This is a genomic window from Streptomyces sp. NPDC088400 (assembly GCF_044753355.1).
Taxonomy (GTDB): domain Bacteria; phylum Actinomycetota; class Actinomycetes; order Streptomycetales; family Streptomycetaceae; genus Streptomyces.
In genome coordinates this window covers 267760-288986 of record NZ_JBIVMZ010000001.1, presented here as the reverse complement: position 1 = coordinate 288986, position 21227 = coordinate 267760, and the positions used below count along the sequence as shown (strand labels likewise).

The following is a 21227-nucleotide window of genomic DNA, read 5'->3' as shown; positions in this document are numbered from 1 at the left end:
ACGGTGACCGGCACGCGATGCCTTACTCATGATCCTAAAACGGGCGGCAGGGGCTGTCACGTCCGATCTCGGTCACGCCCCCTGCGAAGGCCGCGAAGGCTTACGGCAGCACCCGGCACAGCGCGTCCAGCGCACCGGCCCACGCGCTGTCCGGCGGGGTGGCGTAGCCGACGACCAGCGCGTCCGAGCCGCCGGGTGCGGCCGTACCGCCTGGTGCGACCGCGCCTGCCGACGGGTGGCGGAAGCGGGTCATCCCTTCCACCGCCAGTCCCTGCCAGGCCGCCGCTTCGACGACCGAGCGCTCGGTGCCCGGTGGCAGTTCGACGACCGCGTGCAGGCCGGCCGCGATGCCCGTCACCCGGATGTCCGGGGCCCGCTCCGCCAGCGCCGAGACGAGCTGGTCGCGGCGGCGCCGGTAGCGCAGGCGCATGGAGCGGACATGACGGTCGTACGCGCCCGAGGCGATGAACTCCGCGAGCGTGAGCTGGTCCAGCGAGCTCGACACCCAGTCCACCGGGCCCTTCGCCGCCGCCACCTCGCCGACCAGTTCGTCCGGCAGCACCATCCACGCGAGCCGCAGCCCCGGCGCCAGGGACTTGCTCGCGGTGCCGAGGTACACCACCCGTTCCGGGTCGAGTCCCTGAAGCGCGCCGACCGGCTGGCGGTCGAACCGGAACTCCCCGTCGTAGTCGTCCTCCAGGATCAGCCCGTCCCTGGCGCGCGCCCAGTCGACGGCAGCCGCTCGCCGGTCGGGGTGGAGCGCCATGCCCGTCGGGAACTGGTGCGCCGGCGTCATCAGCACCGCGCCCACCTCCGGGTCGTCCGCCAGTTCCTCGGTCCTGGCGCCGCGCTCGTCCACCGGGAGCGCCGGTGTCCGCAGGCCCGCCTTCACCAGCAGGTTCCGGTGCAGGTCGAGCCCGTACGACTCGACGGCCACCGCTCGCACTCCCCGTGCCCGCAGCACCGTCCCCAGCAGCATCAGGCCGTGGACGGCGCCGGAGCAGATCACGATCCGCCCGGGGTCCGCGTACACCCCGCGCGCCCGCGCCAGATAGTCGGCGAGGGCGGTGCGCAGTTCGACGCGGCCCCTGGCCTCGCCGAGTTCGAGGGCCTCGTACGGCGCGGTCATGAGCGCCCGGCGGGCGGCGGCGAGCCACTGCGCGCGGGGAAAACCGGCGAGGTCGGGGGAGCCTGGCAGCAGGCTGTACGTGGGCCTGCGGCGGGTCGTCCGGGTCCTGGGCGGCGCGGGCGCGGGCCTGCGCGGCTCGGCCCGCGCGGCCACCCGCGTACCCGAGCCCCGCTGGGCGGTGAGCCACCCTTCGGCGACCAGTTCGGCGTACGCGTCGGCCACCGTGTTACGGGCGATGCCCAGGTCGGCGGCGAGCGAGCGGGAGGACGGCAGCCGGGTGCCGGGCGTGAGACGGCCCGTCCGGACGGCTTCGCGCAGGGCGTCCATGAGCCCGGCGCGCAGTCCGGTGCGCGGCCCGGGGCCCGGGGCGAGGCCGTGCAGCTCCAGATGGAGATCAGCGCCGGAGATCGGCTCACCGGAGAGATGCTGATTGGCCCAGGAATCCGTCATGAAAGTGGACCATACAGCTGCGCCACTGAGCGCCTAACGTCATCAGCATGACGACAGAAACGAAGACCGAAACGAAGCAATACGCCCCCGAGCACACCCCGCGCCTCGAACTCGCCAAGCTCGCCCCCGAGGTCTACAAGGCCATGGTCCGGCTGGACGCGGCGGCCCGGCAGGGCGTCGACCCGACCGTTCTCGAACTGGTCAAGATCCGCGCCTCCCAGCTCAACCACTGCGCGTTCTGCCTCGACATGCACACGAAGGACGCGCTGGCGGCCGGTGAGTCGGTGGAGCGCATCGTCCAGCTCAGCGCCTGGGAGGAGTCGCGGCACTTCTACACGCCGAAGGAGATCGCGGCGATCGAGCTGAGCGAGGCGATCACCGTACTGACGGACGGTTTCGTGCCGGACGAGGTGTACGCGAGGGCCGCGCGGCACTTCGACGAGACTGAGCTGGCCCATCTCATCTCCGCGATCACGGTGATCAACGCGTGGAACCGGCTCGGGGTGTCCAGCCGGATGGCGCCGGGCCACTACACGCCGGGCCAGTACGCGCACTGATACCTCCGTATTCCGGAGGAATCGGTACGGCAGGACAACGCTATTCACCGGGCCTCGCCGGCAGCGTGCGTAACTCGGCGAATACCGTCTTGCCGACGCTGCGGGGCTCGGTGCCCCAGCGGTCCGCGAGCTGCTCCACGATGAGCAGCCCGCGACCGAAGCACTCGTCATCGGCGGCGACGCGCGGGACCGGCGGCCGTTCATCGAGCGGGTCGCTCACCTCGATACGGAGGATGTCCGCGCCCAGGGCGAGCCGCACCTCGAAGAGCCGCCCGCGCAGACAGCCGTGCAGCAGTGCGTTGGTGGCGAGCTCACTGACCAACAGAGCTGCCGTCCAGGCCAGTTCAGGATGCCCCCACTCGGCGACGAGCCGTCCGGCGCGGCGGCGGGCGAGCGTCACGCTGCCGGTGTTGGGGGTGTAGTCGAGCCGGTCCTCCCGGACGACGACCTCGGAACGAGGCTTCAGCCGCTGCTCGTCGGGCCGGGGAATTTCTTGGGGCGAGGTCATGGACACGCACCTCCATGTGCGGTCGGGGCGGCCCGTACAGAGGCGCGATGGCGGTGGCGATGCCGCGTCCACGACTGCCCGGAGGCAGGGCGGGGCGGTGCACTTCCACCAACTGGTGCCGCTGTGCGAGCGATTCGTCACCGAAGGTAGCCGCGAAGATGGTCGTGACACAAGTCACTCTCAAGAATATCTTCCTGTAACGACCTCGTTTGGTCGCTCCGAGTCCGCTCCTGCACACTGAGCGGCACAGGGAGGTGGGGTCGCATGTCGCCGAGACGGGCATCCGCGCTGGGAGGAACATCAACTGTCCTCGGTCGCAAGCTTGGTGGGGAGCTGCAACGACTCCGCGACGGCGCGGGCAAGAAGCAAGCGGAAGCAGCCGAAGCTCTGAGCGCTACCGCCACGAAGGTCGTCAAGATCGAGCGCGGTTGGGTTCCGGTCCGGGACCCGGACATCAAGGCACTCTGCGAGCTGTACGGCGCCGATGACCCCGCACTCGTACAGAACCTGCTGGGCCTCGCCAAAACCGACAGGGAACGCCGCCGAGCCCACGGCTGGTGGGACCAGTACCCCGAACTGGGCGCACAGATCGAATACGTAACCCTCGAAGACGCGGCCTCACGGATTCGTACGCTCCAAGTCACTGTCATCCCAGGTCTGTTCCAGACACCGGACTACGCGCGGGCTCTGCACGTAGGGGCGGGTCTCTGGGAGGACCCGGACGAGATCGAGCGCTATGTGAAAACCCGTATCACCCGCCAGGAACGGCTCGCCGGTGATCGGCCCCTCCAGGTTTGGGCCCTCGTCAGTGAAGGCGCTTTGCGTCAGCAAGTCGGCGGCCAGGACGTCATGCGGAGCCAGCTCGAACACCTGCTGATACTGACGAAGCAGCCGAACATCCGGCTTCAGGTGTTGCCCTACGCGACGGGCGCGCACGCCGGTATGGCCGGTGCTTTCAGCGTCATGTCCTTTGCCGATTCCGGCGCCATGGACGTGGTCAACCTTGATGTGCGCTCATCTATCGTGTGGTTGGAGAGCGAGCAGGACGCCACGCACCACGTGAAGATCTTCGACCACGCCGCGCGGCAGGCACTCGCGCAGACCGAATCACGGTCCCTCATACGGCGGATCATCGAGGAGCCCTAGACAGTGCCCACCTTCACGTTCGTCAAGTCCTCCTACAGCGCAGCCGGCGGCGAATGCGTCGAGGTCGCGACCAACGTCCCCGGCACCGTCGCCGTACGGGACTCCAAATCCCCCGACAGGCCGATCGTCCGGCTCACCCCCGCCGCCTGGACCGCCTTCTGCGTGGCCACCGTCGCGACGATCGAAGCGGAAGAGATATGACCATCCACAGGCCGGGCCTCCCGGAGGATCTGCCGGCTCCGGACGTGCTGTGGGCGCGCTGGTCGACGATCGCGATCGTCACCGCCGAGGACGACGAGTCCAGAGGGCGCTATCCGACGGGCTGTTGGCTCGACAGCAGGGTGGCGCTGCGTCTCGATGACTCCGGGTGCACGTGGTGGACCCTGGTCCGGTACGACGGCGGGCGGGCCGTTCTGTACGGGGAGGACGAGTCGAGCGCCGTCAAGTGGCATGAGCCGCCCGTCGACATGCTCGCGGGCGGCCCGGACTGGCTGCCGTACGAGAACCTGCGCGACCTGCTCGAAGGCTACGAACTGGGCTGCGTCTACTGGTACGAGAGCGGCTCCTGGGCCCGCGCGCCCTACCCAGACGACCTGGACGACGACGGCCTCGACTGCGGCATGGGCCGGTTCGCCGACCGGGAGAAAGCGGTGGACGAGCTGGTCGGTTACCTGGACTGGGCGATCGACCATGCCACCGCGGATGCCCTGATGACCCACGCGGAACAGGGCACCCTGACGCGGCAGGTCCTGGACGCCTTCCTCACCGAACTCGCCGGGTCGGAAGGGGCCGAAGAACCCGAAGGGGCCGCCGCACCACAGGGCGACGGCCGCCGGGGCGGTGCCTCGCCCGCGATGGCCGAGGCACTGCGCCGCTCGGGCCTGGACACCGGCGCGGTCCGGGCCTGAAACAAAACGCTCCGGCGTCGTCAAGCCGCCGGCGAATGGGAGGCTCGGCATCCCCGTTCGGCCTGATCGGCCGGGATTCACCCCCGAGGAACGGGGAGCCGAGCGCCTGCCCATCGGCCCGCTACTTCTCCCGCAGCCGCAGCCGCAGCCGCGTCACTTCTTCTTCGGCAGCCACTTCTCCCACACCTGCTTGTTCTTCTTGACCCACTTCGCCGCCGCCTCCTCCGGCGAGAGCTTCTGCTCCGCGATCATCAGAGACACGTCGTTCTGCGCCTTGGTGTTCCACTGGAAGTTCTTCATGAGCGTGGCAGCGTCCCCGCCCCTCTTCTCGAAGTCCGCGTTGAGGAACTTCTTGAGCGGGGTGTGCGGATAGCCGCACTTGATCTTCTCGGGGTCGGCGTCGCAGCCCTCCTTGTACGGCGGGAGCTTGACCTCCGTCATCGGGATCTTCTCGAACAGCCACTGCGGCTTGTACCAGTAGGTGAGGAAGGGCTTCTTCTCCTTGGCGAACTGCTTCATCTGGGTGATCTGCGCCGCCTCGGAGCCCGCGAAGATGACCTGGTAGTCCAGGTTCAGGTTGCTGACCAGCGCCTTGTCGTTCGTGACGTACGACGGGGAGCCGTCCATCAGCTGGCCCTTGCCGCCGCTCTCCGGGGTGCGGAGCTGGTCCGCGTACTTGTTGAGGTTCCGCCAGTCGGTGACGTCCGGGTGCTGCTTGGCGAAGTACGTCGGGACGAACCAGCCGATGTGGCCGGTGACCCCGAGGTCGCCGCCCGGCTTGATCGTCTTCTTGTCGGTGACGTACCGCTGCTCCTGCTCCGGGTGGCCCCAGTCCTCCAGGATGGCGTCGACACGGCCCTGGCTGAGGGCGTCCCAGGCGGGGACCTCGTCGACCTGGACGGTGTCGACGCGGTAGCCCAGTTCGTGTTCCAGCAGGTACTTCACCACAGCGGTATTGGCCTGGGCGCCCACCCAGGACTGGATGGAGAGCGTCACGGTCTTCGAGCCCTGGGCGTTGGCGTACGGAGACGCCTGCTTGGTCATGTCGGCCGCGCCGCAGCCGGTGACCGCGAGCAGGGCGCAGGCCGAGGCGAGGGCCGCGGCCGTGTACGTACGGGAGCGAGCGCCTGTGCGCGTGCGGGCCGTGTACGTACGGGAGCGAGCGCGCGTGTGCGTGCGGGCCATGTCAGGCCCCCTTCCTGTTCCCACGGCGTTCCGTGGGCTGGGTGACCCGGTCGAGCATCAGGCCGAGGCAGACGATGGCGGCACCCGCGACGAGGCCCGCCGCCAGGTCGCCCTGGGCCAGGCCGAAGACGACCTCGTACCCGAGCGCTCCGCCGCCGACCAGACCGCCGATGATGACGACGGCGAGGACCAGGACGACTCCCTGGTTGAGCGCGAGGCGCAACGCCGGGCCCGCGAGCGGCAGTTGGACCTGGCGCAGCTGCTGGCCGCTGGTCGCGCCGAGGGAGCGCGCGGACTCCATCGCGGACGGGTCGACGTCGCGCAGTCCCTGGGTGGTGATGCGTACGACGGCCGGCAGCGCGTACACGACGGCGGCGGCGACCGCCGGGGCGCGGCCGACGCCGAAGAGCGCGACGACCGGGATCAGGTAGACGAACTGCGGCAGGGTCTGGAAGACGTCCAGTACGGGCCGCAGCAGCGCCTCGATCCGGGCGTTGCGGGCGGCGGCGATGCCGGTCGCGAAGCCGATGACCAGGGTGACCGCGACGGCGGCCAGCACCTGGGACAGCGTGTCCAGGGACGGCTTCCACACGCCGAGGACACCGATCGCGGACATGGCGAGGACGGCGGTCAGCGCGGTCTGCCAGGTGCCGATCAGCAGGGCGAGGCCGGCGACGATCAGCAGGACCGACCACCAGGGCAGGGCCTGGAGCCCGCTGCGCATCGGGTCGAGTATCCAGGTGGTGAAGTGCCCGGCCCAGTCGGCGGTGCCGCCGATGACGGGGACGCCCGAGTAGAGGTGGGCGGTCATCCAGTCGACGGCGGTGTTGACGGGCTCGGCGATGTTGACGGTCCAGCTCTCGGGCCAGTCGAGCCGGCCCGCGAGGCGTCCGGCGACCGCGACGACGACGGCCGCGGCGAGGGCGATGGCCCAGCCGAGCCATCCCGTACGGAACCGGTTCGTGCCGGGAGCGTCCAGGCCGGATCCGGCGGCGGCCGTCACCCGGTCCAGGACCACGGCGAGCAGCACGATCGGCAGGCCCGCGGCGAGCGCCGCGCCCACGTCGACCGAGGCCAGCGCCTGGTACACGCGGTCACCGAGGCCGCCGGCGCCGATCACGGACGCGATCACGGCCATCGAGAGCGCCATCATGATCGTCTGGTTGAGGCCGAGGAGCAGTTGCTTGCGGGCGAGCGGCAGCCGCGCGCTCAGCAGCCGCTGCCGGGCGGTCGCGCCGAGCGACGCGACGGCCTCCATCACCCCGCCGTCGGCGTTCCGCAGGCCGAGCGCGGTGAGCCGGGCCATCGGCGGAGCCGCGTACACGACGGTCGCCAGGACCGCCGCCGGGACGCCGATGCCGAAGATCAGCACCACGGGCAGCAGGTAGGCGAAGGCGGGCAGTACCTGCATGGTGTCGAGGAGGGGCCGCAGCGCCCGGTAGAGCCGGTCCGAGAGTCCGGCGGCGAGGCCGAGAACGGCTCCCAGCGCGACGGACACGGTGACCGCCACCACCATCAGCGCGAGCGTCTGCATGGTCGGTACCCACATGCCGAGCAGGCCGCAGACGGCGAACGAGACGGTGGCGGTGAGGGCGAGCCGTACGCCAGCGACCCGCCAGGCGATCAGGCCGGCCGCCGCGGTGACCCCGGCCCAGCCGGCGCCGAGCAGGAGGAGGTACACCCCGCGTACGGACAGTACGACGGCGTTGCTGATGTAGCCGAAGAAGTAGGTGAAGAGCGGGTGACTGTCGCGGTTGTCGATGATCCAGTCGCTGGCGTGGCCGAGCGGCTCCGACAGGTCGACGGTCAGCGCGCCGGGCCAGGCGGTGCCGGACCAGCGGGTGAGGGCCAGCGGTACGAGGACGGCGGCGAACACGGCGAAGAGCAGCAGCTTGCCGAGCGCGCGGTTGCGCAGCAGGGCGGACAGGCCGTCACGCGTGTCGGGTCCGGTGCCTGTGGTGGTCGTGGCGGTGGCCATCAGAGAACCGCCTCGCCGGCCTCCGCCTTCGCGACGGATGGCCCGTCACCGACGCCGACCGGAACGGGCGGACCGTCGCTCGTCGTGCCCGCGACCACGTCCAGCAGGCATTCGCGGTCGACGACCCCGAGCAGCCTGCCCTTGTCGACCACGCGCGCCGCCGGCTCGCCGGAGCGCGCGACCGCCTCGATGGCCTCGGCGACCTTCGCGCTCGGCGCGAGCGCCGGGCCGCTGTCGGCGTCACCGGGCTCCACCCGGCGCATGGCGGCGCGTACGGAGATGACCTGCTCGCGCGGTACGTCACGGACGAAGTCCCGTACGTACTCGTCGGCCGGGCTGCCGACGATCTCCTCCGGCGTGCCCAGCTGCACGATGCGGCCGTCGCGCATCAGCGCGATCCGGTCGCCGAGCCGCAGCGCCTCGTTCAGGTCGTGGGTGATGAAGACCATCGTGCGGTGCTCCTCGCGGTGCAGCCGGATGACCTCCTCCTGCATGTCACGGCGGATCAGCGGGTCGAGCGCGCTGAACGGCTCGTCGAACAGCAGCACCTGGGGGTCGACGGCCAGCGCGCGGGCCAGCCCGACCCGCTGCTGCTGGCCGCCGGAGAGCTGGCCGGGACGGCGGTTCTCCAGGCCGTCGAGGCCGACCTTGCCGACGACCTCGGCGGCCCTCTCGCGGCGCTCGGCGCGGCCCATGCCCTGGATCTCCAGGCCGTACGCGACATTGTCGAGGACCGTGCGGTGCGGCAGCAGGCCGAAGTGCTGGAAGACCATGGCGGCGCGGTGGCGCCGCAGTTCACGCAGCCGGGACTTGTCCATCGAGACGACGTCCTCGCCGTCGATGGCGATCTCACCGGCCGTCGGCTCGATGAGCCGGGTCAGGCAGCGGACGAGGGTGGACTTGCCGGAGCCCGACAGGCCCATGACCACGAAGACCTCGCCCTTGCGGACGTCGAAGGAGACGTCCCGTACGGCGGCGGTGCAGCCGGTGCGCTCACGCAGCTCGGCCGGGGAGAGCGCGCCGAGTTCGGGGTCGCCGGGGACACGGTCCGCCTTGGGGCCGAAGACCTTCCACACGTTCCGCACGGAGAACACCGGCGGCCGTTCGGACACCTCGGTTTCGGTACCGGGCGGTGTCAGGTCCCGGACGTCCTTTCCTCCGGGCCCCGCTGTACCGGCCGCCACCGCTGCTCCCACCGTCCCCGCCGTGTCCGCTGCACCTGGTGTCCGTTGCGTTCCAGCCACGTCATCCACTCCCTTGAGACCGCTCATCGGTTCAGTCCCTGCTCTTCGGTGCCTGCCGCACCCCTCTTAGGCCGGCTCACTCGTCCCGGCCGCTCCACCCGCCCCTGTTGTCTTGTCCACCCCTGATGTCCCGCTGGTCCCGGCCGCCGCCCCGGTCAGCAGCTCCGCGCACTTCTCGCCGACCATCAGGACGCCGATCATCGGATTCACGGCGGGCATCGTCGGGAAGACGGACGCGTCGGCGATACGGATGCCTTCCAGTCCACGGATTTTCAAGTCCGGTGCGACGACGGCCTGTTCGTCGGCCACCGCGCCCATCCGGCAGGTGCCCGCCGGGTGGTAGACCGTGTGCGCGACCGACCGGGCGTACGCGCTCAGCTCCTCGTCCGAGGTGACCTCGGGTCCCGGGGCGACCTCGCGCTTCAGCCAGTGCGCCAACGGCTCCGAGGCGGCTACCTGCCGCGCGATCTTGATGCCGTCGACCAGCGTCCGGCCGTCGTAGTCGTCCTCGTCGGTGAAGTAGCGGAAGTCCAGGGCGGGCTTCGTCTCCGGGTCCGCGCTCGTCAGATAGAGCCGGCCGCGGCTGCGCGGCTTGGGGATGTTCGGGGTCATCGAGACGCCGTGCTCGGGGCGTTCGTACCCCAGCCGCTCCGGGTTGTCGGTGAACGGGATCTGGTAGAAGTGGAACATCAGATCCGGACCCTCGATCTCCGGATCGCGTCGCACGAACAGACCCGCGTCCGAGTCCATCGCCGAGTTCTCGGGGATCGGCCCGTCCGTCTCCCAGACGATGACCGATTCCGGGTGGTCGAGCAGATTCTCCCCGACACCCGGCAGATCATGCGTGACCGGTATGCCGAGCGCCTCCAGATCGGCGCGCGGGCCGATGCCGGAGTGCATCAGCAGCCTCGGAGTGTCCACCGCGCCCGCGCAGACGAGGACTTCGGTGCGCGCCGTGATGAGCTTCTCCGCGCCGTCCGCCGTCCGTACGCGTACGCCCGTCGCGCGCGTGCCGTCCAGTTCCAGCCTGAACGCCCAGGTCTCCAGCAGGAGATGGAGGTTCGGCCGGTCCAGGAAGGGGTGGAGGTAGGCGACCGACGCCGAGGAACGCTTGTTGTTCTCCGGGTGGTACGCGAGGTCGAAGAAGCCGGTGCCCTCGTGGAAGGGCTTCTTGTTGAAGCCCTCGACGCGCGGGACTCCCAGCGCCGACTGCGCCGCGTCGACGAAGTCGCGGGCGATGGCGTTACGGTCCCGCTCGTCCACCGGCACGACGTTGTTGCGCAGCCGGCCGAAGTACGGGTCCATGGCGGCGGCGTCCCAGCCCTCGGCTCCGGCCGCCGCCCACTCGTCCCAGTCGGACGGCAGCGGCTTGAAGGCGATGAGCGTGTTGTGGGACGAGCAGCCGCCGAGCACCCGGGCCCTGCTGTGCCGGATGTGCGAGTTGCCGCGCGGCTGCACGGTCGTCGGGTAGTCGTAGTCCAGCTCGCCGCCCAGCAGTCCCATCCAGCGCCGCAGCGTCAGCACGTCCGGCCGGTCGACGTCGGAGGGGCCGCCCTCGATGACGGCGACGCTGATGTCCGGGTTCTCGGTGAGGCGGGAGGCGATCACCGATCCCGCGGTGCCACCTCCGACGACGACGTAGTCGTACGCGATGGAGCCGGTCTCGGCGGAGCGATTCCCGGCGGAGCCGCTCTCGACATCGCCGTACTCGACATCGCCGTTCTCGACCGTGGATGCCATGGGTTCTTCTGCTCCTCTGCTGGAGGGTGGTGCGGGGTGACTGCTGGAGGGGGTACGAGGTGCGCTCAAGGGCGTGCGCGCCGACGCGGGTGGGAATCGCGTCGGCGCGCACGGAGGTGGTTCAGCCCGCGAACCAGCGCACCGGGCGCGGTTCGAGGTTCTGGTAGATGTGCTTGGACTCGCGGTACTCGGCGAGCCCGGCCGGGCCCAGCTCACGGCCGATGCCGGACTTGCCGAAGCCGCCCCACTCCGCCTGCGGGAGGTAGGGGTGGAAGTCGTTGATCCACACGGTGCCGTGCCGCAGCCGTCCGGCCACGCGCCGCGCGCGCCCCGCGTCCGAGCTCCACACGCCGCCGGCCAGGCCGTACTCGGTGTCGTTGGCGAGGGCGACGGCCTCGTCCTCCGTACGGAAGGTCTCCACCGTCAGCACGGGGCCGAAGACCTCTTCCCGTACGACACGCATCTCGCGGTGGCACCGGTCGAGGACGGTCGGCTCGTAGAAGTATCCGTCGGCGGGACGGACCTCGGACGGCTCGGGCCGCTTGCCGCCGGAGCGCAGTACGGCTCCTTCCGCGAGGGCCGAGGCGACGTAGTCCTCGGTCTTCGCGAGCTGCTGGGCGGAGACGAGCGGACCGCACTCGACGTTCTCCTCGGTGCCGCGTCCGAGGCGGATCCGCGGGGCGCGCCGGGCGAGTTCGGCGACGAAGCGCTCGCGGAGGGACTCCTCGATGATCAGGCGCGAACCGGCGGAGCAGACCTGACCGCTGTGGATGAAGGCTGCGTTGAGCGCCTGGTCCACGGCGGTGTCGAAGCCCTCCTCGGTGACGCAGGCGTCGGCGAAGACGACGTTCGGGTTCTTGCCGCCGAGTTCGAGGGCGACCTTCTTCACGCTGGGCGCGGCCGCCTGCATCACCTTCGTACCGCTGACGAGGCCACCGGTGAACGAGACGAGGTCCACGTCCGGGTGCTCGGACAGCCGGGCGCCGACCTCAGCGCCCGCGCCGGTCACCAGGTTGGCGACGCCGGGCGGCAGGCCCGCCTCGGCGAGCAGGTCGATGAGGTCGATCGTGGAGAGCGGGGTGACCTCGCTCGGCTTGATCACAAAAGTGTTGCCCGCGGCGAGGGCCGGGGCGATCTTCCAACTCGCTTGCAGGAGCGGGTAGTTCCAGGGCGTGATCATCGCGCAGACGCCGACGGGTTCATGGACGACCACGCTGTGGACGGTGTCCGAACCGGCGTCGACGACCCGGCCGCCGCTCTCGTTCATCACCAGATCGGCGAAGTAGCGGAAGGCGTCGGCGACACAGTCGACGTCGACGCGCCCTTCCTCCAGGGTCTTGCCGGAGTCCTTGGACTCCAGCAGCGCTATTTTCTCGCGGTTACGGACCAGCAACTCGGCGGTCCGCCGCAGCAGGCCGGCCCGCTCCGCGACGGGGGTACGGGGCCAGGGCCCCTCGTCGAATGCCGTACGCGCGGCGGCGATCGCGGCATCGGCGTCCTCGGGCCCGCCCTCGGACACGACGGCCAGAACCGTCGCGTCGGCGGGGTCGAGGATGTCCCGTGTGGCGCCGGAGGCGGCTTCGCGCCACTTTCCGTCCACATGAATCGTCTGTTGTGCCGACACGTCGCGTATTGCCTTCCATTCCCGGAACGTTCTCCACCAGCAATAACTGGCGATCCCGGCACCTGCCCCGGGGGGCGGAAAGCATGCGCGTCCGGTGTCCGAAAGTGCTGGGGGTCACGCGGAACAGTCGCGGAACACCTGTGGAACACCTCCGGAGCACTACCTGTCGGGCGCGCCCGGTCACTCCTCGGCGGGCTCGTCCCGGACGAGCAGCCCGGCCACCCACAGCGGCATCATCCAGTGCACGAAGAGGACCGCGACCAGTACGGGTACGACCAGAGCCTCGACCCGTACGTCCATCCGTACGTCGCCGAACCAGCCGGACGTACCGGCCGCGAGCGTGGCCGCCAGCAGCAGGAACAGGGTCACCCGGTGGGCGCGCGCCAGTACGCGGTCGCGCTCCGCGAGCTGCCGTTCGTCCAGCACCCGCCCCCGCAGCTCCAACAGCCCGCGCGTGGCCGCGTTGATCACGCCGGTCGCGAAGCACCACGGCAGCAGCACGGCGAGGAGCACGTAAAGAGCCCACTGCTGCTTGGCGAAACCCGCCGTCACACCGGCCGCCACACCGAGGACGGTCAGCACGATGTGCGTACAGACAACGATGCGCCTGCGAACGACCGTCGCATGGAACGGCCGCCCCTCCGTCCTGTTCATCAGCGCGAACATGCGCCGGTCGTACGTCGTCGGCTCCGACGCCCGCCGCTGCGGCGCGGGCGTCTCTCGTGTGGTCATCACTGCTGCTTCCTCCCGTAGACCTCGTCCGTGAGCGGGCTGAAGGGTTCGAGGGAGAACAGCGCCTCCACGGGGAGACCGAAGAACTCCGCGATCCTCAGCGCGAGGTCGAGGCTGGGGTTGTACTGCCCCCGCTCGATGTAACCGACCGTCTGATAGTGGGCCCCCACCGCCTCGGCCAACTGCTGCCGGGACACCTTGCGCTCGGCCCTGACAACCGCCAGCCTGTTGTGCACCTGCTCGCTCATGTATAAGAAGTACTACATTCGAGCGTAGGGACGCAACACCGCGACGGTCTTTGCGAACATACGAAAGTCTTTGCGGACATACGAAAGCCCCGGCCCGCCGGATGTTTCACGGCGGGCCGGGGCTGAACTCGGGGGTTGGACCCTCGGGGCTTGGACCGAGGACTGACTGTCGCGCGGAGGACCCGCGTCAGATCAGGCCGAGTCCACGCACCGCGTCGCGCTCCTCGGTCAGCTCCTGCACCGAGGCGTCGATCCGGCTACGCGAGAAGTCGTTGATGTCCAGGCCCTGGACGATCTCGTACGTGCCGTTCTTGGTGGTGACCGGGAAGGAGGAGATCAGGCCCTCCGGCACACCGTAGGAACCGTCCGACGGGATACCCATCGAGGTCCAGTCGCCCTCGGCGGTGCCGTTGACCCACGTGTGCACGTGGTCGATGGCGGCGTTGGCGGCGGAGGCGGCCGACGAGGCGCCACGGGCCTCGATGATGGCCGCGCCGCGCTTGGCGACGGTCGGGATGAAGGTGTCGGCCAGCCAGGCCTCGTCGTTGACCGTCTCCGCGGCGTTCTTTCCGGCGATCTCCGCGTGGAAGATGTCCGGGTACTGGGTGGCGGAGTGGTTGCCCCAGATCGTCAGGCGCTTGATGTCGGAGACCGCGGCACCGGTCTTCGCGGCGAGCTGGGAGATCGCGCGGTTGTGGTCGAGGCGGGTCATCGCGGTGAAGCGCTCGGCCGGTACGTCGGGCGCCGCGGCCTGGGCGATCAGCGCGTTGGTGTTGGCCGGGTTGCCGACGACGAGGACCTTGATGTCGTCCGCGGCGTTGTCGTTGATGGCCTTGCCCTGCGGCTTGAAGATGCCGCCGTTGGCGGAGAGCAGGTCGCCGCGCTCCATGCCCTTGGTACGGGGGCGGGCGCCGACGAGCAGGGCTACGTTCGCGCCGTCGAAGGCGACGTTCGGGTCGTCCGTGATCTCGATACCGCTGAGCAGCGGGAAGGCGCAGTCGTCGAGCTCCATCGCGGTACCCTCGGCGGCCTTGAGGCCCTGCGGGATCTCAAGAAGACGCAGCTTGACCGGCACATCCGAGCCGAGCAGATGACCGGAGGCGATACGGAAGAGCAGCGCGTAGCCGATCTGGCCGGCCGCGCCGGTGACGGTGACATTCACGGGAGTGCGGGTCATGGCGATCTCCGTAAGACAGCTGGCGGTGGGGGTCCCTGCCCCTGGTGCGGGACATCTCCCCATCGCTGATCCGGTCGCCGCTCCGGCTGCTGATCCGGATTGCGGATCGCGGTCCGGAACTCGATCTGAATCTTGACGTGAAGAGATGTACAGCGGTCAGGCTATCCGACCTGGGGCACCCCGAACCCCCGACCCCTTGTGGCACGGCTCACGGCGGTACGTCAGCGGTGTGTCACAGGGGCGGGGCTCCGTGTCACGACTCCGTGAACGGTGATGGTGACGGTGATGGCGATACGGCGCTGGGGCGCCGTGGGCGTCACGGCGTCGTCGTACAGCCCGTCGCGCCGGTCGCGAGCGTCGCGCACGCCTTGACGTCCGCCTCACTCGGCACGGCGGCCATCGGCGTGTACGCGTCCTTCTTGGTCCCGTCGACCGAACCGCTCTGGGCCTTTCCCCCGTCCGGGGTGATCCGGACCTCGTCACCGATGGCCGCCTGGGTGATCCGGGCCCAGGCCGCTCCGCACGTCTTGCTGTAACGGACCTCGACCAGGGACGTACCGATCGTGGCGCTGGAGACGGTCGTGGCGTACTGACCGCCGCAGCCCATGCCCTCCGGATCCTGTCCCGTGCAGTCGTCACCGGCACACTTCACACCGGCCGGCAGTACGGGGGCCTTGGTGGTCGGCGCGGGTGACGGGGACTTGGCGACGGCCCCGCCGCCGTCACCGCCGATGTCGGTCAGCAACACGGCCGCCACTATCACCAGCAGCGCGCCGACAACGCCCGCCACGAACGTCACGACCTTGCGGCGACCGCGCATCTTGCCGGTCGAGGCGGCGGGCGGACGGCCCGACGCGTGCTGCCCTCGCTGCCCCTGCGGCTTCCCCTGCCCCTGCTGCCCCTGCTGTGGATGTTGTGGACGCTGTGGGTGCTGCGGCTGTTGCGGAGTTGACGGATACGAGGCCGCGAGGTCGCTCTGCAGTGACATGGAAGGCCACTGGGCGCGGCCCGACGAAGTGCCGGTGCCGGTGCCGGTACTGGCACTGGCACTGGTACTGGCGCTGGCACCCGAGTTGGCGCCGGTATGGGTACCGGGGCCGGATGAGCCGCCCGGACCACCCGCGCCGGCCGGACCGGTCGTACCCCCCTTGCCACTTGTGCCACTTGGACCGCCCTTACCACCCGGACCGGCCGGGCCACCGGGCCCGCCCGGACCACTCGGGTCACCCGGGCCACCGAGATCGACGAGCGCCGTCTGGCCCGTCTCCGCGAGCGCCGCCCGCGCCTGGGAGATCCGTATCGCCTCCATCGTCATGTCGTGACGCATCTCGGACCGGCCCCAGGCGCGCTCCGCGAGCTCCCACATCGTGGTGAGATGCACCGGTGGCGTGCCGGTCACGTCGGCCAGTGCGACGACCGCGCCCTTGGGCGCGAGCAGCCGCCCGTTGAGATAGCGCTCCCACGACGTCTTGCTGTAGCCGGTCCTGTCCGCCACCGCCGCGATACTGAGCCCGCTGCGGTTCACGAGCCTGCGCAACTGGCTCGTGAACTCGACTATCTCCGGGTCGAGTTCGTCCGGTAGCGCCTTCCAACGAGGCATTTCGCCTCCCCCTTGTCCCCCCGCACGTGCCTGATGTGCCCCGCGCTGTCGTCCGCCCGCCGTTCTCTGCCTCCCCGGCAGGCCGACGGCCCGTTACTCACGTACTCGCACCCCCGCGCGCGTCCCCGCGCCGATCCCCCACTCCAGTCTCGCATTCGTTGCCCACTGATCACACCATGGTGGAATGGTCACTTCCGTGCCACAGGAACGGAACAACTCTTGATCGGCGGTGGCGCCTCCGTGACGCTGATCTCACCGCCAGATACGGACGGCGCCCGTCCTGCCTCGGGGGAGGGGATGGGCGCCGTCTCTCTGTCAACGGCGTTGGCCACGGCGGCCGTTCGGCCGGACGAGAAACTCCCGCGCCCTCCCCGCGAAGAGGGGCCACCTGGTCGGAAAAATCCGGCTCATGAGGCGATCCGGCTCATGAGGTCGGGCCCCCTCCGAAACACTCCTGGCCCGCGCCTCCTTCGGGCCGCAGGCACACCCGCGCCTCGTCCGGATCGACGGCCCTCGCCATCGGGGTCGAGAGATAGCGCCCGACGTTCCGCCGGGCGACCGGCTCGATCTCCTGCACCTGTCCGCCGGGCACGGCCAGCGCGACCCGGTCCCCCAACCGCAGCCCGGTCGCCCGTACCCACATGGCGCCGCACATCTCCGAGTACCGCAGCTCCAGCCGCTGCCCGCCCGTGGTGGTGAACGAGCCGCGGTTGGTCACCATCCCCGGACCACCACAGCCCATGATCGACGGGCGGTGCCCCTCGCACGTCGGGCCCGCACAACCGGGCGGCACCGGCGTCGCGGTGAGCCAGCTCGCGTCCGCCGCGTCGCGCCGTTCCTCTCCTTCTCCCCCTCCCCCGTCCAGTGCGAGCGAGACCGCGAGCAGTGCCGACACAGCGACCACGGCTGCCGCCACGACGACGATCACCGGAGCACGCCGACGCTTCCGGGGCGACTCACCCGGCCCCACCGACACGGGCACGCTCGGCGGTACGACGCCAACACCGGTACCAGTACCTGAACCCGTACCTCTACCTGTACCGGTAGCAGTACCGGCATCGACATCGGCATCGGCATCGGCCCGGAGGCTCCCGCCACCCGCCCGGCCGCTCCAGGCCGCGTCGGCCAGCTCCCAGAGCGCGAGCAGCCGCCCGGGGGGCTCGTTCGCCAGCTTGCAGAGCGCCTCGACCGCCTGCCGTGACAAGGGTTTCGTCCCGTTGAGATAGCGCTGCCAGGATGACTTGCTGTACGGCGTACGGTCGCCGAGCGCGGCCAGGCTCAGCCCCGTACGCTCCCGTAACGCACTCAACTCGGCCGCCAGCCGCTCGCATTCAGGGGCCTTCGGTCGCGCGTCGCTCACCGCCGTAACTCCGCCCAGGTGTCCGGACCGACGATGCCGTCACTGACCAGTTTGCGCGCGATCTGGAACTCCCGTACGGCGGACTTCGCCGTCGGGCCGAACAGCCCGTCGATCTCCCCCGGGTCGAAGCCGTGCCGCTTCAGCAGGCACTGCGCCTCGACGACGTCACGGCCGCTGCCGTTGATGTCGATCAGCTCTTCGGTGGTGACGCTGTGCCCGGCGTAGGCCGCGCCGTCCTTGCGGCCGTCCTCGCAGTCGTACGTACGGCCGGGGCCGTAGGTCTGCGCCGCCGGAGCCTCCGTATCCCCGCCTCCGGGGCGAGGGAGCAGCAGGCCCGCGACAAACGCGACGGCCACGGCGGCGACCGCCCCCGCGAGCGCGTACCGCGCGGGGACCAGCCGCCGGGAGGACGGCTGGGCGCCGGACGCCGGTGGAGCCTCGGGCGGGGCCGCCGCCGAAGAGGCGGGCGCGGCAGCGGACTTGGGCTCGGCTCCGGGCTCCGACCGGGCCCCGGGCTCGGGTGACGTCTCCGCGCCCGCTTCCCTCGCTCCCGCCGAACCCGCGGGTGCCGACTCCCGCGCCTCCGCGGCCATTTCGTGCAGGACGAGCAGCTTCGTAGGCTCCGTCCCGCACACGTGTGCCAGTTCCTCCACGGCCCCGCGTGGCACCGGCTGTTTGCCATTGAGATAACGCTCCCAGGAGGAGCGGCTGTAACTGGTCTTCGCCGCCAGCGCGGCCAGTCCCAGCCCTGAGCGGTCCTTCAACCGCCTGAGCAGCACGATGAGTTGATGTTCCCTCTCCGGCAGCTCTGACGGAAGCTCTTTCCAACGCGGCATGTCCACCTCATGCGTAATCGGGCCTGTCCGAGGCTCACGTCCCCTTTCTCCCCGGGACGGCCGCCACTCAACGCCGGGTTGCGGGTGACGCCGGGGCGGCGCCTCCTTCCGGACAGGCCGCCACGCCGCGAGATCCGTCCCACGGCGTCCCACAACGTCCCGTGAGATCCGGCATCCCCACAGGTCAGCGCCTCGTTTGTCCCACGGTTGACCACTTCGGCGGCTTTGCCTGGCGGCGGCGCGATGTGACGCGGAACAGTCTGTGGAGCACACCGGGCGGCGCGGTCCACCCCGCGCCGCCCTTCACCACACGGGGAGGAACCCAACTCATGAACACGCGCAAGCGCATCGCCCTCGCGTCGGCCGGTCTGGCCCTGGGCGCCGGCCTGGCCACAGCTCCCGGCGCGGTCGCCTCGCAGACGAGCGAGGTGGCCCGGCCGACCGCCGTCCAGCAGACCACGTGGTCCGCCAACGCGCAGAAGGCTTCGTGTGCGTACCCGAGCGTCTGCTTCATCAAGGGCGGCACGACGGTGGCCGCGTACAAGGACATGGGCTACCAGGCCCTCGGCGCGAAGGCGAAGTCGGCCACCTCGATCTACAACAGCCGCAAGGACGACGGGGCCCGCATTTACGGAGTCAAGTCGAACGGCACGAAGGCGTGGGGCTGCGCGAAGCCGAAGGGGACCTACAAGGTGAACGCGGGCTGGAAGCTCTACGCGATCGACATCCGCAACAGCCCGTCCTGCAAGTAATCACGCGGCATCGCCCGACAAGGCGTCACCGCCCGACGAACGGCAGTGGCCCGTCCTCCACGGGGGAGAGGACGGGCCACCGTCATGCCCGCCAGGGCCTCCGCGACACGCCCTACGTGACGGTCGAGTGGACCACGTCCTCCAGGAACGGAATCTCCAGCAGGGGGTCGGGCTGCGTCATCAGGGACAGCAGCACGATCACGACACCCAGCACGCCGTACGTGAGCATGTCCGTGAAGCGCGAACGTACGGCCAGCATGCCCACGGAGGGCAGCACGCGCCGCAGGACCGCACCGCCGATGAGGGCCACACCGATCAGGATCGTGCCGACCCGGAACGCCTCGGCGAAGAGGTGCGTGCCGACGACCAACAGCCCGAGGGCGGTCGTCCCGAGCACGCTGAGCAGCGGCCATTGCCGCGCCGGCGCGGAGGCCTCCCCCGGCGCGGCACGCCCACCGCCCTCGGGCCGTGCGGTGTCCTGCGTGATCGAGAACCGCCGGTCCGGGGCGGAGTCGGAGACCGAGGCCGCCTCACCGTCACCATCGGCATCAGCGTTCACATTCGCGTTCGCATTCGCATTCGCGTCGGCATCGGCATCGGCATCGGTAGGGGCACCGGCGTCGGCAGTGCCGTCGGCGGCTGCGGGGCGAGCGGCTCGGGAGCCACCGTCAGTGCCCCCAGCGGCACCGTCGTCCCCTTTCTCGCCGACCGTCGTCCCGGGTACGTCCCGTACCGGCGCGGCCGTCCCCGACACAGCCGATTCCGCCACAGCCGATTCCGCCACAGCCGGTTCCGGTGTCGTCCGCTCCGCCACTGTCGGCTGCTCGGGGGCACCAGCCCCCACGGCGACCGGGCTCCCCGGGACCGGGCTCCCCACGACAGGGCTCTCCGCCGCCGCGCCCTTCGCGGCAGCCGCGCGCTCCTCGCGCCGCGACCGGGCCGCGTCGCCCGCGCTCGTACCAGCACCCATGGGTGCCCCTTTCCGCATTACGTCGGCAGTACGGTTCGGCCGTCGGCTCAGCTCGCGTCGGCGACGGCGCGTTCGGCCGCCTCCACCACGTTGACCAGCAGCTGGGCGCGGGTCATCGGGCCGACGCCACCCGGGTTCGGGGAGATCCAGCCGGCCACCTCGGCCACGCCCGGGTGGACATCGCCGACGATCTTGCCGTTCTCGTCACGGCTGACGCCGACGTCCAGGACCGCCGCGCCCGGCTTCACGTCCTCGGGCTTGATGATGTGCGGCACGCCCGCCGCGGCCACGATGATGTCCGCCTGCTTGAGCTGCGCCGACAGGTCGCGGGTTCCCGTGTGGCACTGCGTGACCGTCGCGTTCTCGGACTTACGGGTCAGCAGCAGCGGGATCGACCGGCCGACGGTGATACCGCGGCCCACGACCACCACATGCGCGCCCTTGATCTCGACTCCATGGTGGCGCAGCAGCTGGATGATGCCGTACGGGGTGCAGGGCAGCGGTCCCGTCTCGTGCAGCACCAGTCGGCCGAGGCTCATCGGGTGCAGCCCGTCGGCGTCCTTGGCCGGGTCCATCAGCTCCAGCACGCGGTTGGTGTCGATGCCCTTGGGCAGCGGGAGCTGCACGATGTAGCCGGTGCACTCGGGGTTGGCGTTCAGCTCGCCGACCACCGACTCGATCTCCTCCTGGGAGGCGGTGTCGGGCAGTTCTCGCTGGATCGAGGCGATACCGACCTGGGCGCAGTCGCGGTGCTTGCCGTTCACGTACCAACGGCTGCCCGGGTCGTCCCCGACCAGCAGGGTGCCGAGGCCGGGCGTGATGCCCCGCTCCTTGAGGGCCGCCACACGGACGGACAGATCGGACTTGATCACGGCTGCGGTGGCCTTGCCATCGAGAATCTGGGCGCTCATGGCCCCATCCTCGCGGATGACCCCTCCCCTGTTCCAATTCACGGCTACCGAGGGTTCACCTGCGCGGTCACGCGCCCTCCGCAAGCACCGGCGCCGACCCTCGGCGAGCGAGTCCGGCAGAGGTTGCACTTGCACAACACCTGCGAAAAGCGACTGGACAAAAATAAGACGT

20 protein-coding genes are annotated in these 21227 nt (G+C 70.3%); 5 read left to right on the top strand and 15 right to left on the bottom strand.

The window, feature by feature from the left end:
* Positions 1 to 100: 100 nt before the first annotated feature.
* Positions 101 to 1579 carry a PLP-dependent aminotransferase family protein gene (locus ACIQD6_RS01370; protein WP_401876884.1) on the bottom strand — a complete coding sequence of 493 codons (1479 nt, stop codon included), beginning with the start codon at positions 1577 to 1579 and terminating at the stop codon, positions 101 to 103.
* 47 nt (positions 1580 to 1626) lie between these two features.
* Between ACIQD6_RS01370 and ACIQD6_RS01365 the strand changes: the two genes are divergently transcribed.
* Positions 1627 to 2136 carry a carboxymuconolactone decarboxylase family protein gene (locus tag ACIQD6_RS01365; protein WP_401876882.1) on the top strand — a complete coding sequence of 170 codons (510 nt, stop codon included), beginning with the start codon at positions 1627 to 1629 and terminating at the stop codon, positions 2134 to 2136.
* Between the two features lie 40 nt (positions 2137 to 2176).
* On the opposite strand, the gene ACIQD6_RS01360 is transcribed toward ACIQD6_RS01365, so the two are convergent.
* Positions 2177 to 2644: an ATP-binding protein gene (locus tag ACIQD6_RS01360; protein ID WP_401876880.1), complete on the bottom strand. Its 468-nt coding sequence runs from the start codon at positions 2642 to 2644 to the stop codon at positions 2177 to 2179.
* A 264-nt stretch (positions 2645 to 2908) separates the two neighbouring features.
* On the opposite strand from ACIQD6_RS01360, the gene ACIQD6_RS01355 reads away from it, so the two are divergent.
* The 3 genes from ACIQD6_RS01355 to ACIQD6_RS01345 are packed head-to-tail and all read left to right on the top strand — an operon-like array spanning position 2909 to position 4698.
* Positions 2909 to 3790, top strand: coding sequence for a helix-turn-helix domain-containing protein (locus tag ACIQD6_RS01355; protein WP_401876879.1), 882 nt, complete (start codon positions 2909 to 2911; stop codon positions 3788 to 3790).
* Positions 3791 to 3793: 3 nt separating this feature from the next.
* Entirely contained in the window at positions 3794 to 3991 is a 198-nt protein-coding gene (locus ACIQD6_RS01350; RefSeq protein WP_401876877.1) for a DUF397 domain-containing protein, read from the top strand.
* Entirely contained in the window at positions 3988 to 4698 is a 711-nt protein-coding gene (locus ACIQD6_RS01345; RefSeq protein WP_401876876.1) for a hypothetical protein, read from the top strand. The genes ACIQD6_RS01350 and ACIQD6_RS01345 overlap by 4 nt, the downstream gene beginning before the upstream one ends.
* A 153-nt stretch (positions 4699 to 4851) precedes the next feature.
* Here the strand turns inward: ACIQD6_RS01345 and ACIQD6_RS01340 are convergent, their stop codons facing one another.
* The 11 genes from ACIQD6_RS01340 to ACIQD6_RS01290 form a co-directional block, all read right to left on the bottom strand.
* Entirely contained in the window at positions 4852 to 5742 is an 891-nt protein-coding gene (locus tag ACIQD6_RS01340) for an ABC transporter substrate-binding protein (protein WP_401878027.1), read from the bottom strand.
* 142 nt (positions 5743 to 5884) lie between these two features.
* Positions 5885 to 7861 carry an ABC transporter permease gene (locus ACIQD6_RS01335; protein WP_401876875.1) on the bottom strand — a complete coding sequence of 659 codons (1977 nt, stop codon included), beginning with the start codon at positions 7859 to 7861 and terminating at the stop codon, positions 5885 to 5887.
* Positions 7861 to 9000 carry a glycine betaine/L-proline ABC transporter ATP-binding protein gene (locus ACIQD6_RS01330; RefSeq protein ID WP_401878026.1) on the bottom strand — a complete coding sequence of 380 codons (1140 nt, stop codon included), beginning with the start codon at positions 8998 to 9000 and terminating at the stop codon, positions 7861 to 7863. The genes ACIQD6_RS01335 and ACIQD6_RS01330 overlap by 1 nt, the downstream gene beginning before the upstream one ends.
* Positions 9001 to 9171: 171 nt before the next feature.
* Positions 9172 to 10845 carry a GMC family oxidoreductase gene (locus ACIQD6_RS01325; protein ID WP_401876873.1) on the bottom strand — a complete coding sequence of 558 codons (1674 nt, stop codon included), beginning with the start codon at positions 10843 to 10845 and terminating at the stop codon, positions 9172 to 9174.
* A gap of 121 nt (positions 10846 to 10966) precedes the next feature.
* Positions 10967 to 12469, bottom strand: coding sequence for an aldehyde dehydrogenase family protein (locus ACIQD6_RS01320; RefSeq protein WP_401876872.1), 1503 nt, complete (start codon positions 12467 to 12469; stop codon positions 10967 to 10969).
* 180 nt (positions 12470 to 12649) lie between these two features.
* Positions 12650 to 13201, bottom strand: coding sequence for a hypothetical protein (locus ACIQD6_RS01315; RefSeq protein ID WP_401876870.1), 552 nt, complete (start codon positions 13199 to 13201; stop codon positions 12650 to 12652).
* Positions 13201 to 13449, bottom strand: coding sequence for a helix-turn-helix transcriptional regulator (locus ACIQD6_RS01310; RefSeq protein ID WP_401876868.1), 249 nt, complete (start codon positions 13447 to 13449; stop codon positions 13201 to 13203). The genes ACIQD6_RS01315 and ACIQD6_RS01310 overlap by 1 nt, the downstream gene beginning before the upstream one ends.
* Positions 13450 to 13636: 187 nt before the next feature.
* Positions 13637 to 14626: a malate dehydrogenase gene (locus ACIQD6_RS01305; protein WP_401876866.1), complete on the bottom strand. Its 990-nt coding sequence runs from the start codon at positions 14624 to 14626 to the stop codon at positions 13637 to 13639.
* Positions 14627 to 14942: 316 nt separating this feature from the next.
* Positions 14943 to 16226 (bottom strand): XRE family transcriptional regulator, encoded by a 1284-nt coding sequence (locus ACIQD6_RS01300; RefSeq protein ID WP_401876864.1) that lies wholly within the window; start codon positions 16224 to 16226, stop codon positions 14943 to 14945.
* A 424-nt stretch (positions 16227 to 16650) separates the two neighbouring features.
* Positions 16651 to 17586, bottom strand: a complete 936-nt coding sequence (locus ACIQD6_RS01295; protein ID WP_401876863.1) for a helix-turn-helix domain-containing protein — start codon at positions 17584 to 17586, stop codon at positions 16651 to 16653.
* Entirely contained in the window at positions 17583 to 18422 is an 840-nt protein-coding gene (locus ACIQD6_RS01290; RefSeq protein WP_401876861.1) for a peptidoglycan-binding protein, read from the bottom strand. Before ACIQD6_RS01290 ends, ACIQD6_RS01295 begins: the two co-directional genes overlap by 4 nt.
* Positions 18423 to 18751: 329 nt before the next feature.
* On the opposite strand from ACIQD6_RS01290, the gene ACIQD6_RS01285 reads away from it, so the two are divergent.
* Entirely contained in the window at positions 18752 to 19174 is a 423-nt protein-coding gene (locus ACIQD6_RS01285; RefSeq protein ID WP_401876859.1) for a hypothetical protein, read from the top strand.
* Positions 19175 to 19286: 112 nt separating this feature from the next.
* Here the strand turns inward: ACIQD6_RS01285 and ACIQD6_RS01280 are convergent, their stop codons facing one another.
* Together ACIQD6_RS01280 and ACIQD6_RS01275 are read right to left on the bottom strand one after the other, a co-directional pair.
* Positions 19287 to 20144: a DUF3017 domain-containing protein gene (locus ACIQD6_RS01280; protein WP_401876858.1), complete on the bottom strand. Its 858-nt coding sequence runs from the start codon at positions 20142 to 20144 to the stop codon at positions 19287 to 19289.
* Between the two features lie 47 nt (positions 20145 to 20191).
* Positions 20192 to 21055, bottom strand: a complete 864-nt coding sequence (locus ACIQD6_RS01275; RefSeq protein ID WP_401876857.1) for a bifunctional methylenetetrahydrofolate dehydrogenase/methenyltetrahydrofolate cyclohydrolase — start codon at positions 21053 to 21055, stop codon at positions 20192 to 20194.
* Positions 21056 to 21227: the final 172 nt, after the last annotated feature.